12 protein-coding genes are annotated in these 13868 nt (G+C 72.1%); 8 read left to right on the top strand and 4 right to left on the bottom strand.

Going from position 1 to position 13868, the window contains the following annotated elements; genetic code table 11:
* The first annotated feature begins 23 nt into the window (after window positions 1–23).
* Complete coding sequence (locus tag IEZ24_RS09420; protein WP_207206898.1) at window positions 24–1040, top strand: MerR family transcriptional regulator; 1017 nt, start codon at window positions 24–26, stop codon at window positions 1038–1040.
* Between the two features lie 123 nt (window positions 1041–1163).
* Complete coding sequence (locus IEZ24_RS09425; protein WP_129456405.1) at window positions 1164–2030, top strand: glycerophosphodiester phosphodiesterase; 867 nt, start codon at window positions 1164–1166, stop codon at window positions 2028–2030.
* 55 nt (window positions 2031–2085) lie between these two features.
* On the opposite strand, the gene IEZ24_RS09430 is transcribed toward IEZ24_RS09425, so the two are convergent.
* From IEZ24_RS09430 to IEZ24_RS09445, 4 genes are all read right to left on the bottom strand, one after another.
* On the bottom strand, window positions 2086–3573 hold the full coding sequence (locus IEZ24_RS09430) for an HNH endonuclease signature motif containing protein (protein ID WP_191192840.1): 1488 nt from the start codon (window positions 3571–3573) through the stop codon (window positions 2086–2088).
* A gap of 177 nt (window positions 3574–3750) precedes the next feature.
* Window positions 3751–4977: a Na+/H+ antiporter NhaA gene (gene nhaA, locus IEZ24_RS09435; protein WP_129456407.1), complete on the bottom strand. Its 1227-nt coding sequence runs from the start codon at window positions 4975–4977 to the stop codon at window positions 3751–3753.
* A gap of 74 nt (window positions 4978–5051) precedes the next feature.
* The gene (locus IEZ24_RS09440; protein WP_129456408.1) at window positions 5052–5432 is read right to left on the bottom strand and encodes a hypothetical protein; all 381 of its coding nucleotides are present in this window, start codon (window positions 5430–5432) and stop codon (window positions 5052–5054) included.
* A gap of 163 nt (window positions 5433–5595) precedes the next feature.
* A complete protein-coding gene (locus IEZ24_RS09445) occupies window positions 5596–6042 on the bottom strand; it encodes a GNAT family N-acetyltransferase (RefSeq protein ID WP_207206899.1) in 447 nt (148 codons plus the stop codon).
* A gap of 233 nt (window positions 6043–6275) precedes the next feature.
* On the opposite strand from IEZ24_RS09445, the gene IEZ24_RS09450 reads away from it, so the two are divergent.
* The 6 genes from IEZ24_RS09450 to IEZ24_RS09475 are packed head-to-tail and all read left to right on the top strand — an operon-like array spanning window position 6276 to window position 13479.
* A complete protein-coding gene (locus IEZ24_RS09450; protein ID WP_224745073.1) occupies window positions 6276–7646 on the top strand; it encodes a uracil-xanthine permease family protein in 1371 nt (456 codons plus the stop codon).
* Window positions 7643–8527: an FAD binding domain-containing protein gene (locus IEZ24_RS09455; RefSeq protein WP_129456410.1), complete on the top strand. Its 885-nt coding sequence runs from the start codon at window positions 7643–7645 to the stop codon at window positions 8525–8527. Before IEZ24_RS09450 ends, IEZ24_RS09455 begins: the two co-directional genes overlap by 4 nt.
* Entirely contained in the window at window positions 8524–9033 is a 510-nt protein-coding gene (locus IEZ24_RS09460) for a (2Fe-2S)-binding protein (RefSeq protein ID WP_129456411.1), read from the top strand. The genes IEZ24_RS09455 and IEZ24_RS09460 overlap by 4 nt, the downstream gene beginning before the upstream one ends.
* Complete coding sequence (cutA, locus tag IEZ24_RS09465) at window positions 9030–11444, top strand: aerobic carbon-monoxide dehydrogenase large subunit (RefSeq protein ID WP_129456412.1); 2415 nt, start codon at window positions 9030–9032, stop codon at window positions 11442–11444. Before IEZ24_RS09460 ends, cutA begins: the two co-directional genes overlap by 4 nt.
* On the top strand, window positions 11441–12088 hold the full coding sequence (locus tag IEZ24_RS09470) for an SRPBCC family protein (RefSeq protein WP_129456413.1): 648 nt from the start codon (window positions 11441–11443) through the stop codon (window positions 12086–12088). Before cutA ends, IEZ24_RS09470 begins: the two co-directional genes overlap by 4 nt.
* Window positions 12085–13479 (top strand): amidase, encoded by a 1395-nt coding sequence (locus IEZ24_RS09475; RefSeq protein WP_129456414.1) that lies wholly within the window; start codon window positions 12085–12087, stop codon window positions 13477–13479. Before IEZ24_RS09470 ends, IEZ24_RS09475 begins: the two co-directional genes overlap by 4 nt.
* Window positions 13480–13868: the final 389 nt, after the last annotated feature.

Raw genomic sequence — 13868 nt, forward strand, 5'->3', positions numbered from 1 at the left:
AGCCACCGGAGAGGATGGCGACGATGACCAGCACCCGTGACCTGATGACGATCGGCGACTTCGCCCGGGCAGCGGGCCTGACGCCGAAGGCGTTGCGGCTCTACGACGAGCTCGGACTGCTGCGCCCGATGGAGGTCGACGAGCACTCGGGCTACCGCCGGTACGCCCCCGCACAGCTCGAGCGTGCCCGCCTGGTGGCGACGCTCCGGCTGGTGGGCATGCCGCTGGCCCGGATCGAGCAGGTGCTGGACGGCTCCCGGACGGAGGCGGCGCAGGCCGTCTCGGCGTACTGGGTCCAGGTCGAGGCCGACACCGCGACCCGCCGCGACATCGTCACCACCCTCGTCCACCACCTGAGGAACGAGGCACCCGCCATGACCACATCCACCCACACCCTCCATGCGACGTTCGGCTCCAGCCACCGCCAGGGGCGCCGCGACCGGCAGCAGGACGCGTACGTCGCGACGCCCGAGCTGGTGGCCGTCGCCGACGGGTACGGCGACCGCGACGACCTCGCCGCCCGGGCGCTGGCGGCGTTCGGGACAGGTGGGCTCGAGGGCGCCGTCGGGGACGTCGCCGCCGACATCACGGCCGGCCTGCCCGACGCGCCGTCCTCCGGCACCACCCTCACCGCGGTCGTCCTCGACGGCGACACCGCGCGCATCACGCACCTCGGCGACGGGCGGGTGTGGCTGGTGCGCGACGGCGGGCTGCGGCAGCTCACCCACGACCACACGGTGGTCGCGGCGCTGATCGAGGCGGGCCAGCTGAGCGCCGACGAGGCCCGGTCGCACGAGCACCGCAGCCTGCTCAACCGTGCCCTGACGCCGGGGACCGTGGCCGACGACGTCACCGTCGACCTGCGACCCGGAGACCGGCTGGTGCTCACCACCGACGGCGTGCACGCCCACGTCGACGACCTCGCCCGGCTGCTCCTCACGGACGACGGGCCCCAGGACGTCGCCGACGCCGTGGCCGCGGCCGTCGTCGCGGCCGGCGAGCCGGACAACCACACCGTCGTGGTGGTCGACCTGTCCTGAGCGGGCATCCGTCCGACACTGTCGGTTGGGCCTCCCGTCACCGCGCGTTGGCATCGGCCGCGCACGGTGGGCGGGAGCGCCCCCCGACCAGGCGGGGCCCGTCACTCCTCGGGAGAACACCAGATGCGCCGTACGACGCGACTCCTCGCAGCACCAGCCCTCGCCCTCGCCCTGCTCGGATCAGTGGGCACCCTCTCCGCGCCCGGCGCCTCGGCCGCCCCGGCGCCCGCGATCGACGTGACCGCCCACCGGGGTTCCTCGGGCGCGGCCCCGGAGAACACGATCGCCGCGGTACGGCTCGCCCTCGCGCAGAAGTCCGACGTCGTCGAGAACGACATCCAGCGCACCCTCGACGGCGAGCTGGTGATCATGCACGACGTCACCCTCGCCCGGACGACCGACGTCGAGCAGGTCTTCCCGGACCGCGCCCCGTGGAACGTCCGCGACTTCACGCTCGCCGAGATCAAGCAGCTGGACGCCGGCTCGTGGTTCGCCCCGGAGTTCGCGGGGGAGCGGGTGCCCACGCTCGCCGAGTGGGTCGGTGCGGTCGGGGACCGGGCGGGCATGCTGCTCGAGCCCAAGGCGCCCGAGCTCTACCCCGGCATCGAGATCGACCTCGACAAGGAGCTGCGGTCGCTCCCCGCGTTCAACCGCGCGCTGCAGCGCGACCGGGTGGTCGTGCAGTCCTTCAACCACCCGTGGCTGCGGGCCTACAAGGACCTCGCTCCCGACGTCACCGTCGGGCTGCTGTTCGGCAGCCGGCCGACGGAGGCCGCCGTCGCCGACGCCGCGACGTGGGCGGAGCAGGTGAACCCGGCGCTCGGCGCAATCGACGAGGCCACCGTCGACCGGATCCACGCCCAGGGCATGGAGGCGCACGTGTGGACCGTCAACGCCGGCCAGGACATGCGCCGGGCGATCAGGTGGGACGTCGACGGCATCATCACCAACTACCCCCAGGTGCTGCGCGACATCCTCCGGCGGGGGTGAGGTCGCGGCGTGCCGGTGGCCCGATCACCTGAGGTGGTCGGGCTCATCGGGGCGGTCAGGGTCTGTACCCCGGTTCTGGTCTGGGTCGTGGGCGTGGTGGGTCGGTGGTGATCCGCCTGCCTGTGGGGAGGGTCCATTCGTAGGCGCCGTCGGGTCGTCGGTGGTAGGTGAAGGCGCCGAAGGTCTTGGCCCGGTGGTGTCGCCGGCACAAGGGCGCGAGGTTGTTCGGGTGGGTCTGGCCGGGCGGTCCGCCGTCGTCGATGGGGACGTACTCGGTGATGTGGTCGAGGTCGGCCCGTTCGGAGGGGCGGGTGCAGCCGGGGAACACGCACGTGCCGTCGCGCAGCCGGACCGCCGCGGCCATCCGGGCGGGCGGGTCGTGCGCGTCGACCGCAGGCATCTGCTCTGCGTCGATGACGGGCTGGATGACCACCTTGCCTGCGGTGAGCAGCCACGCCTGGAGCCGTCCCAGCAGCATCGGGCCGAGCTCGTCGCTGCGCGCGACGCCGCGGGGGTCGACGCCGTGCGGGTCGGTGAGGAGGTCGCGGTCGGTGAGGTGCAGCACCAGCCGCACCTCACCCGACCCGCCTGTCCGGCCTGTCTGGCCGTTTCGCGGGTGGGTGGTGGGGCGGCGGAACGGGTCCGCGGACGCGTAGGTGGCCTCCTCGGCCACGCACACCGTCTCGTCGGCGGCGGGGTCGACCTCCCGGTCGGGGTCCGCGACATCCGCGGCAGCCAGCAGATCCAGCGCCTGCTGGGGGTCGGCCAGCAGCCCGACCGCGTGAGCCCGTCGTACGCCGAGGTCGCCGTGGTGACCCAGCGCCTTCATCGTGGTGGCCATCGTCGACACCGTGTTGTCGAACGCGACCGCATCGGCGGTGTCGAGACTCATGAACACCTCGCTCACCCCAGGCGCACCCTGCTCGTGGCGGACCTCCACGCGCCGGGCGGCGAGCGCGTGGTCGTGGTCGGCGATCGCGCGGTCCGGGTCGGCGTACAACCGGGCCTCGTGGACCAGCACCCCCACCCGGTGCGGGTTGAGCCGACGCGGCTGCCACACCAGCAACCGGTCCGCGTGCCCGGCCGCGACCACGTCGAGGTCCCGCGAGACCCGGGCCGCCTCCCGGGCCAGCCGCACCGGAACGTCGAGCGAGCGGACAAGTGTCCACAGGCGTGGCAGGCGGTGGGCCAGGTCCAGCACGTCACCCAACAGCGCCAGCGTCGCCTCGTGGGACTGCTCCAACACGCCCGCGAGCTCGATCACCGCGAACTCCGCCACCAACGGGGTCCCGTCCCCGGCGATCGGGAGCGGACGCTCCCCGAACAACGCCGCCGCAGTCCCGGGAGTACGGATCGTCTCCGAACGCCACCCCGCCGCGACCTCCTCGTCCGACACCACATGGGCCTCGGCCCACGCCAGCGCGGACTCGAGCACCTCGACCTCGACACGCCGCTTCGCGCGCATCGCCGCGACCGCACGATCCAGCACCACACGGCTCGAGAGCCGGGTGCTGGTGGCGGGTGCCGGAGCGGTGGTGGACATGGGTCCAGTCTCCCAGAGCCTACCGACACTCCGACCTGCGAGAACGAGGCTGTGGAGAACTATTTTCGAACGGGTGCCTGAGTGTCCGCGAGGGACGAGCGGATGTGTCGAAGGACCCCAAGCCCCGACGGACGGGTCTCGTGAGGTCGCTGCGCGACCTCCTCGACCAGCGAAGCGCTAGTCGACCGGCTCGGGGATCCCGGACTCCTCGGCCGCGCCGGCGGCGGAGCGACGCGCGGCGAGGACCATCAACGCCGAACCGATGAGGGCGGCCAGCATCGACCCGGCGAAGATGCCGATCTTCGCGGTCTCGGTCAGGGCGGCGTCGTCGTAGGCGAGGTCGGCGATGAAGAGGGAGACGGTGAACCCGATGCCCGCCACGGCAGCGACCGCGACCACGTGGAGGGAGGACACCCCCTGGGGCAGCCGACCCAGCCCGGTGCGTAAGGCGATCCACACGGCGCCGCTGATGCCGACGATCTTGCCGACCACCAGGCCCAGGGCTATCGCCCAGGGCAGGGCCGACTCCGCGGCCTCGCCGAGCACGCCTCCACCGAAGCCCACGCCGGCGTTGGCCAGTGCGAAGAGCGGCACCACGACGAACGCCGACCACGGGTGCAACCGGTGCTCCAGCGTGGCCAGCACGTTGCGGCCGCCGACGTCTCCTGCCGGGGTCAGCAGGCCGAGGGCCACTCCGGCGATCGTGGCGTGGACCCCGGACTCCAGGGTGGCGGCCCACACCGCCACACCCACCACGACGTACGGCCAGATGGCGGTCACGCCCAGAAGGCGGAGCACGACCACCAGACCGAGTCCCGCGCCGGCGCCGGCCAGCCAGGCCAGCGACACCGTCTCGGTGTAGAACAGCGCGATCACCGAGATGGCGATGATGTCGTCGACGATCGCCACCGACAGCAGGAGCAGCTTGGCGCCGGCCGGCACCCGGTCCCCGAGGAGGGCCAGGACGCCGACGGCGAAGGCGATGTCGGTGGCCATCGGGATGCCCCAGCCCGCCCCAGCCGCACCGCTGGTGAGGGCCACGAAGATCAGTGCAGGTACGACGACACCACCGACCGCTGCGGCGGCCGGGAGCGCCGCAGCCCGCGGGTCGTGCAGCTCGCCGATGGCCAGCTCACGCTTGATCTCGAGGCCGACGACGAAGAAGAACACCGCCATCAGGCCGTCGTTGACCCAGTGCTGCAGGTCCTCGGTGATGGCCGCGGGCCCCCAGCCGATCGTGAGGTACTGACCCCAGAAGTCGGCGTACGAGTCGGACACCGGACTGTTGGCCCACACCACTGCGACGAGGGCGCAGACCACCAGGACGATGCCTCCGGCCGCCTCGTCGCGCAGGAAGTCCTGGAGGGCGGTCAGGGGTCGCTTCCGGGCGCGTTGCTCCGACATCGAGTCGTCCACCTCTCGCGGGCCCCGTGATCCGTGGTTGCGTCGCGAGTCTTGCAGGGACCCCCTGACGGCGGTCAGCGCATCCGGATCGTGCGGGTGGCGCCAGCGCCGCCGACGAGCTTGACCCGCACCTTGAAGGTGTCCGCACCCCGGGTGTTGCGACGGCCCTTCTCGATCTCGACGTCTCCGTCGCCGTCGGCCCGGTGCACCTTGCTGTGGTAGCGCCTGCCGTCGTGCCAGAGGACGACCCGCCACCGGCTGCCGGGCTCGGCGTCGTCGATGTCGACCTCGACCTCGAAGCGGCCGTCGTCCTTGCTCACCGAGAAGTCGACCTCGGCGCCGGCGACGCGGAACTCGCGGTCCTTCTCGGGGCCGTCGGCGTGAGCGGGTCCCGCGACGAGGCCGAGGCTCGTGAGGAGGGCGGTGGCGCCGAGGGCTGCAGTGGTCCTGCGCATGGTCGTCAAGGGAGCTCCTTGGTCGGGGGGTGTCGTGGGACCGATGCTCGATGGCGGGAGTGAGTCAGGCGTGAGGCCAGCATGAGGGGTCTCTCATCTTGGAGGTGACGCGCCTAGACGGTCGCTGCGCCACCTCCTCGACCACCGAGGGAGCCGGCCGGGGTCAGAGGCGCTTCTCGTAGAACACCCTCGTGAAGCCGTGCTCGGTGGTCCGGGAAGTCTCGACGTAGCCGATCCGCCCGTAGAGCGCCTGGTTCTCCACCATCGTCACGTGGGTGAAGAGGCGGACGCGGTCGAGCCCCAGCTCGACTGCGCGCGTCTCGGCCAGCTCCAGCAGGGCGCGACCGATCCCGCGTCCGTGGTGTGGAGGGAGGACCGCGACGTTGTCGAGGAGCAGGCTCTCGTCCTCCTCGACCAGGAGCGCGAAGCCCGCGACTGCGCCGTCGAGGAGGGCGACCCACGCCTCGGTGTCCGTCACCGCGGCGGCGTAGTCGGTGTCCATCGGCCCGGGCCGGAGGCCGCCCATGCGCGCGAGGTAGGGGGCGTACGCCGCCGCGGCGATGTCGGCCAGGGCCGGGGCGTCGGCACGGGTCGCGCGGCGGAGCTCCACGGCGGCGAGCGTACGAGCGCCGGCCGCGTGGTGACAGCCCCCGGTCGACCCGCTGAAGAACTTGTCATCGGTCGCGGCGTTCCTTCGGCAGATGTCGCCAGTGAGGGTGTGAGATGGGCCGCACTAGTTTGTGGCTTCTCGGGTACACACCCCTTGCGAGATCTGGAGGCCTGCACATGTCGATGTTCAAGTGGGAAGTGGTCGATCCCGCACCGGGGCAAGCGGTGCTGCCGATGCAGCGCCTGCCATGGGGCAAGACGATCGGGCTCGGTGCCCAGCACGTGGTCGCCATGTTCGGCGCCACCTTCGTGTTCCCCCTGGTGATGGGGCTCGACGCCAACCTCGCCATCATGTTCTCGGGCTTCTGCACGATCCTGTTCCTGCTGATCGTCCAGAACCGCGTGCCGAGCTATCTCGGCACGAGCGCCTCGTTCGTGGCCTCGGTCGCGGCGATCCGCGCGCTCGACGAGGGCAACGACTCGTCGTACGTCACCGGCGCGATCCTCGTCGGCGGCCTCGTGCTCGCGGCCGTGGGCGTGCTCATCCACTTCGCCGGCGCCGAGCTCATCCACCGGATCCTGCCGCCCGCGGTGACCGGCGCGGTCGTCATGCTCATCGGCTTCAACCTCGCCCCGGTCGTGGCCGGCATCTACTGGCCCCAGGACCAGTGGATCGCCCTGCTGACGGCGGCGTTCATGGTGTTCGCCGCGGTCGCGCTGCCCGGCTTCTGGTCGCGCATCGCGGTCTTCCTGGCACTGATCTTCGGCTACCTGCTGTCGTGGCTCGCCGACGTCGTCATCGGCCCCATCACCTCTGTGACGCCGGTGAGCAACGGTGAGGCGGTCGAGCACGACCGCGTCTCCTGGGCGGGTGTCCAGGCCGCCGACTGGATCGGCCTCCCGAGCGGCACCCTGGCCGACGGCGTCTCCGTCGTCCACGGCCCGTCGTTCTCGCTGACCGCCATCCTGCTCGTCCTGCCCGGCGTCATCGCGCTCGTCGCGGAGAACACCGGACACGTCAAGGCCGTGGCGGAGATGACCGGCGAGGACCTCGACCCCTACATGGGTCGCGCGATCGGCGCCGACGGCATCGCGACCGCCTTCGCCAGCGCGTTCGGCGGTTCGCCGACCACCACGTACGCCGAGAACATCGGCGTCATGGGTGCCACGCGGGTCTACTCCTCGGCGGCCTACTACGTCGCCGCACTCGTGGCCATCCTGCTCGGCCTCTGCCCGAAGTTCGGTGCGGTCGTCAACGCGACCCCGGGCGGCGTCCTGGGCGGCATCACGGTCGTGCTCTACGGAATGATCGGACTGGTGGGCGCGAAGATCTGGGTCGAGAACAACATCGACTTCGGCAACCCCGTCAACATGGTCGGCCTCGCCGCCGGCCTCATCGCCGGCATCGGCGGTGTGACGCTCACCTTCGGCGACGACTTCGAGCTCGGCGGCATCGCCCTCGGCACGATCCTGGTCATCGTCTTCTTCCACATGGTCAAGGGTCGGGGCGGCGACGGCGCCGGCACCGTCACCCGCAACCTCAGCCACCCCGACTACGACGGCGGCGTCGACGACGCGGCCTCCGGAGGCACGCACAACCGATGAAGCCCGCACCCTTCGCCTACCTGCGCCCGGCCACCCTCGAGGACGCCCTCGCGGCGCTCGCGGGGCAGCAGGGGGCGAAGGTGCTGGCCGGCGGCCAGTCGCTCGTCCCGCTGCTCTCGATGCGACTGGCCGCACCTTCGACGCTCGTCGACATCAACGCCCTGCCCGACCTCGGCCACGTCACCGTGACCGGGGACGGGGACGGGGCCGGGGACGGCGTACGGATCGGGGCCCTCGCCCGCCACGCCGAGGTGCTCGCCTCGGCCGAGGCGGCCGCGAGCCAGCCCCTCCTCGCCATGGCGCTGAGCCACGTCGCGCACCCGACCATCCGCAACCGGGGGACCACCGTCGGCTCCCTGGTGCACGCCGACGCCGCGGCCGAGATGCCGATGGTGCTGCGGCTGCTGGAGGGATCGGTCGACGTCGCCTCGGTGCGCGGTCGCCGTACGATCCCCGCCGCCGAGCTCTTCGCGGGGCCGCTGGAGTCGACGCTGGCCCACGACGAGATCGCCGTGGAGGCGTTCTTCCCGGCCCTCGCGCCGGGTGCGGGCGTGGCGTTCCAGGAGATCGCCCGGCGCCACGGCGACTACGCCCTGGTCGGGGTCGCGGCGCACGTCGAGACCGAGGGGGGAGAGGTCACCCGCGCCCGGGTCGGCTTCGTGTCGGTGAGCGACGTCCCCGTGGTCGTCGACGTCACCGGTGCCGCCCAGGACCCAGAAGGCGACCCGGCCGGAGCGGCGCTCGCCGAGCTCGAGCCGGCCGACGACATCCACGCCACCTCCGCCTACCGCGCCCACCTGGTCAAGGTGCTGACGCCACGGGTGCTGGCGGACGCGGTCCACCACGCCCGCCAGAGATCGGCACAGGGGAAGAGCGCATGACCACCAGTCCTGAAGAGCTCCACGACGTCCGCCTGCACGTCAACGGGTCCGTCCACGAGGTCCGGGTGCCCGCGCGCCGGCTGCTGTCCGACGCGCTGCGCCACGACTGCGGCCTCACCGGCACCCACGTCGGCTGCGAGCACGGCGTGTGCGGTGCCTGCACGATCCTCGTCGACGGCAAGCCGATGCGCTCGTGCCTGATGCTCGCCGTGTCGGCCGTCGACGCCGAGATCACCACAGTCGAGGGCCTCACCGAGGACGACGGGACGCCGCAGGGGCGGCTCAGCCCGGTGCAGCAGGCGTTCTCCGACTGCCACGGCCTCCAGTGCGGCTTCTGCACCCCTGGCTTCCTGACCACCATCACCGCCGGCCTGGCCGAGAACCCCGACCCCACCGAGGACGAGGCCCGCGAGATGATCGCCGGCAACCTCTGCCGCTGCACCGGCTACCAGAACATCGTGAAGTCGGTGCTGCGCGCGGCCGAGCTGGGGAAGGGGGAGGAGTGACCACCAAGCTCTTCGGCACCAAGGTGCCGCGCGTGGAGGACCAGCGGTTCCTGCGCGGTCAGGGCCGCTACGTCGACGACCTCCTCACCGACGACCCGCGGCTGCTGCACGCGGCCGTGCTGCGCTCGCCGCACGCCCACGCCCGCATCGTCGACATCGACGTCTCCGACGTGCTGGACCTCGACGGCGTGGTCGCGGTGTGGACCTGGGAGGACCTGACCGGTCCGATGGCCGAGCCGCTGCCGCTGCTCATCCCGCACCCGACGCTCACGCACGGCCGCACCCAGTACGCCCTGGCGCGCGAGGAGGTCAACTACGTCGGCGAGGCGATCGCCTTCGTGGTCGCCGTCGACCGCTACGTCGCCGAGGACGCCGTGGCCCGCATCCGCGTCGACTACGAGTACCTCGAGCCGGTGGTCGGCATCGACGCCGCCCGCGCGGCGGAGCGTACGGTCCACGACGACGTGCCCGACAACGTCGGCGCCCGCATGGAGCAGGAGAACGGCGACGCCCGTGCCGCCATCGCGGCGGCGCCGCACACCCTCACCCTCGAGCTCGACATCGAGCGCTCGGCCTGCACGCCCATGGAGGGCCGCGGCACGGTGGCCCGGTGGGACCCCGACACCTCACGCCTGACCGTGTGGTCGTCGACCCAGACGTCGACCGGCGTGCGTGGCTGCGTGGCCGCCAAGCTCGGCCTCGACCTCGCCAGGGTCGACGTGATCACCCCCGACGTCGGCGGCGGGTTCGGCGTCAAGGTGGTGCACCCGTGGCCCGAGGAGCTGCTGGTCCCGCTGGCGGCCAAGACGCTCGGTCGACCGGTGAAGTACACCGAGGACCGGCGCGAGCACTTCATCTCCTCCGCCCACGAGCGCGCCCAGCAGCACCACGTGGAGGTCGGCTTCGACGACGAGGGCCGGGTGCTCGGGCTCAACGTCGAGTTCTGGCACGACCACGGCGCCTACACGCCCTACGGGCTCATCGTCCCGATCATCACCTCGACGCAGCTGCTCGGGCCCTACAAGCCGCAGAACTACCGGGTGGTCTTCGAGTCGCTCTACACCAACACCGTCATCGTCACCCCCTACCGCGGTGCCGGCCGCCCGCAAGGCTGCTTCGTGATGGAGCGGACGATGGACGCGATCGCGGCCTACCTCGGCAAGGACCGCACCGAGGTCCGCTCGACCAACTTCATCCAGCCCGACGAGTTCCCCTACGAGCACGGCCTGATCTTCCAGGACGGGCGCGAGCTGACCTACGACTCCGGCGACTACCCGGCGTCGCTGGCCAAGCTCAAGGAGCTGGTCGGCTGGGACGAGTTCGAGGAGTTCCGCGCCGAGATGGCCGCCCAGGGACGTCGGGTCGGGATCGGCCTGGCCTGCTACGTCGAGGGCACGGGCGTCGGCCCCTACGAGGGCGCCCACGTCCACATCGAGACCTCCGGCAAGGTCAAGGTCGCCACCGGCCTCACCACCCAGGGCCAGGGCCACCAGACAGCCTTCGCGCAGATCGTCGCCGACACGCTGGGCGTGCGCTTCGAGGACGTCGAGGTCACCACCGGCGACACCCGCAAGATGCCGTACGCCGTCGGCACCTTCGCCTCCCGTGCCGCCGTGATGAGCGGCTCGGCCATCCACCTCGCGGCGTTGCGCGCCAAGGAGAAGGCGCTGCGCATCGCCGCCGAGGCGCTCGAGGCCTCCGAGGAGGACCTCGAGATCGCCGACGGCGTCGTGAGCGTGAAGGGCACCGACGCCAGCATCGACCTCGGCACGGTCGCGGTGCTGTCCAACCCGCTTCGCTACGCCTTCGACGAGGCGTCCAAGGCGGCCACCCAGTTCTCCGTCGGCGACCCCGGCAAGCCGCCGGTCGCCGAGGACGACGAGCCGGGCCTGGAGGGCAAGGACTTCTACTCCCCGCCGCGCTCGACCTTCGCCAACGGCATGCACGCCGTGATCGTCGAGACCGACCCCGACACCGCGGAGATCAGGATCCTCAAGTACGCCGTGGTCCACGACTGCGGCCACCTGATCAACCCGATGATCGTCGAGGGCCAGATCCACGGCGGCGTCGCGCAGGGCGTGGGCGGGGCGCTCTACGAGCGGATGGCCTACGACGAGTCCGGGCAGCTGCTCAACGCCTCGTTCATGGACTTCCTCATGCCCTACGTCACCGAGGTCCCGACCTCGATCGACATCGACCACCTCGAGACGCCGTCGCCGCTCAACCCGCTCGGCATCAAGGGCGCGGGCGAGGCCGGCGTCATCCCGTCGGCCGCGGTGTTCGCCGCCGCCATCGAGGACGCCGAGGGCTTCCCGATCACCGCGATGCCCATCTCGCCGTCGGAGCTCTTCGAGCTGCGCCTCGCGCACGCCGACGACACCACCGAAGCCACCACCAGGAGCACCCCATGAAGTTCACCGGAGAGAACACGCTGGCCGCGCCCGTCGAGCAGGCGTGGGACGCGCTGCTCGACCCGGCCGTCCTGGTCCGCACGATCCCCGGCTGCGAGCGCCTCGAGGCGACCGGCGAGAACGCGTACGCCATGACGGTGACCGCGGGCGTCGCCTCGATCAAGGGGACGTACGCCGGCTCCTGCGTGCTCACCGACCTCGTCGAGCACGAGTCGCTGGTCATGAAGCTCGACGGCGCGGGCGCCCCCGGCACCATCGGCGCCACGGTCAACGTGCGATTCGCCCCCGAGGGCTCCTCGACGCGCATCTCCTACGACGCCGACGCGGTCGTCGGCGGGATGATCGGCGGCGTCGGCCAGCGGATGCTGACCAGCGTGTCGCGTCGGATGGCGGGGGAGTTCTTCGGAAACGTCGACGCGGCCATCGCCGGTGGCGGTGCCGCTCCCGTCGAGGCGGCCGCGGTTGCGGGTGCTCCGGCCGCCGCGCCCGTCGGTGGCGCGGTCGGCGCCGGTCAGGTCTTCACGGCCCCCGCCAAGGCGCCGGTGCTCGGCTCGCAGCAGGACTTCCTCACCGGCGTGGCCGTCGGTGCGGGCCTCGTGGTCCTCGGCGTGGTCGTCGGCGGGATCTTCGGTCGCCGCCGATGACCGACGTCACCGTCGACTCCACCGCCCGGGAGCAGGCGGCCGCGGTCCGCGCCCGGGAGATCTCGGCGACCGAGCTCCTCGAGCTGCACCTCGACCGCATCGAGGAGCGCAACCCCGAGCTCAACGCGATCGTCTCCCTCGACGCCGAGCGCGCGCGGGCGTGGGCGGCCGTCGCCGACCAGGCGTACGCCTCGGGCGAGGAGGTGGGCCCGCTGCACGGCCTGCCGTTCGCGGTGAAGGACACCCACGCCCTCAAGGGCTGGCGCACGACGTACGGCTCGCCGATCTTCGCCGACGCGGTGGCCGACCACGACGACCTCCTCGTCGAGCGGGTCCGCACGGCCGGCGCGGTGTTCGTCGGCAAGACCAACGTGCCGGAGTTCGCTGCGGGGTCGCACACCTTCAACACCGTCTTCGGCGTCACCCGCAACCCGGTCGACCCGACGCGATCGGCGGGCGGGTCCAGCGGGGGAGCGGCGTGCGCGCTGGCCTCCGGGATGGTGCCCCTGGCCGACGGGTCCGACATGGGCGGGTCGCTGCGCAACCCCGCGTCCTTCTGCGGCGTGGTGGGGATGCGGCCGTCGTTGGGCCGGGTGCCGGAGTGGCCGCTCTACAACCAGTGGGAGTCCACGTCCGTCGGCGGTCCGATGGCCCGCAACGTGGGCGACCTCGCGCTGCTGCTGTCGGTCATCGCCGGCCCCGATCCCCGTGCGCCCCAGGCCCTCGGCGACCCGGGCGCCTCGTTCGCGCCCCCGCTGGTCCCCGCCCCGCTCGCCGGGCTGCGGGTCGCGACGTCGGTGGACCTCGGCGGCGCCCTCGTCGTCGACCACGAGGTCGCGGGCGTCGTACGCGCCACCGCCGCGCGCCTGTCCGACGCCGGCGCCGCGGTCACCGAGGCGCACCCCGACCTCTCGCTGGCCGACGACACCTTCCGCACGCTGCGGGCCTGGCACTTCCAGGCCAAGCTCGGCCGCCTGCTCGCCGAGCACCCGACCTCCTTCAAGCCCTCCCTCGAGGCCAACATCCGTGCCGGCGAGCCGTTGACGGGCGCCGACGTCGCCCGGGCGTACACCCAGCGCACGTCGCTGTCGGAGACGATGCGCCTCTTCTTCGGCGACCACGACGTGCTGCTGCTGCCGACCTCGCAGGTGCCGCCGTTCCCGGTGGAGCAGGAGTTCCCCGAGACGATCAACGGCCAGGAGATGCCCGACTACCTCGCGTGGATGCGCTCGGCCTACTTCATCACCGTCACCGGCTGTCCGGCGATCTCGGTCCCGGCCGGGCGCACGGCCGACGGACTCCCCGTCGGCGTCCAGCTCGTCGCCCGCCACGGCGCCGACCGGCAGCTGCTCGAGGTGGCGGCCGCGGTGGAGGAGCTGCTCGCAGGCTGACGCCTGTGCACACACCTGTGGACGGGCCTGTGCAGAAACCCGTTCGGCTGGGGATGGGAGGCGCTCTCCTGTGCACGACACGCCGACGGCGCAGAACCCGCGGAAACCAGTGCCGAAGGTCCCTTGTGGAGGGTGTCTCGCAGGGCGTAGAACTGTCCTTACGCAGCCCCGCAAGGGGAGGCGGGATGGCTTCGAAATGGAGAGTCCACACGACGCGAACCGGTCCGCCGGGGACCGTCGCGGGCACCGGGTGATGCGGTGACCGGGACTCCGAAGGACGGAGCGATCGACCGTGAGCCTCACCGCGAACGGTCACCCGAGGATCTGGTCGCTGCGGCGACCTACCTCAACCAGAAGGGCCCTTGGCGCTCATACCGCCGAGGGCCCTT

This window comes from Nocardioides ganghwensis, from assembly GCF_014779655.1.
In the GTDB taxonomy this organism is placed as follows: domain Bacteria; phylum Actinomycetota; class Actinomycetes; order Propionibacteriales; family Nocardioidaceae; genus Nocardioides; species Nocardioides ganghwensis.

Bases quoted from the DNA above. Each gene is read 5' to 3' on its own strand.
- IEZ24_RS09430 (WP_191192840.1), bottom strand. From the start codon at position 3,573: ATGTCCACCACCGCTCCGGCACCCGCCACCAGCACCCGGCTCTCGAGC.
- IEZ24_RS09460 (WP_129456411.1), top strand. From the start codon at position 8,524: ATGACCACCAGTCCTGAAGAGCTCCACGACGTCCGCCTGCACGTCAAC.
- IEZ24_RS09455 (WP_129456410.1), top strand. From the start codon at position 7,643: ATGAAGCCCGCACCCTTCGCCTACCTGCGCCCGGCCACCCTCGAGGAC.
- IEZ24_RS09450 (WP_224745073.1), top strand. From the start codon at position 6,276: ATGCAGCGCCTGCCATGGGGCAAGACGATCGGGCTCGGTGCCCAGCAC.
- IEZ24_RS09470 (WP_129456413.1), top strand. From the start codon at position 11,441: ATGAAGTTCACCGGAGAGAACACGCTGGCCGCGCCCGTCGAGCAGGCG.
- IEZ24_RS09420 (WP_207206898.1), top strand. From the start codon at position 24: ATGACCAGCACCCGTGACCTGATGACGATCGGCGACTTCGCCCGGGCA.
- IEZ24_RS09475 (WP_129456414.1), top strand. From the start codon at position 12,085: ATGACCGACGTCACCGTCGACTCCACCGCCCGGGAGCAGGCGGCCGCG.
- nhaA (WP_129456407.1), bottom strand. From the start codon at position 4,977: ATGTCGGAGCAACGCGCCCGGAAGCGACCCCTGACCGCCCTCCAGGAC.
- IEZ24_RS09440 (WP_129456408.1), bottom strand. From the start codon at position 5,432: ATGCGCAGGACCACTGCAGCCCTCGGCGCCACCGCCCTCCTCACGAGC.
- IEZ24_RS09425 (WP_129456405.1), top strand. From the start codon at position 1,164: ATGCGCCGTACGACGCGACTCCTCGCAGCACCAGCCCTCGCCCTCGCC.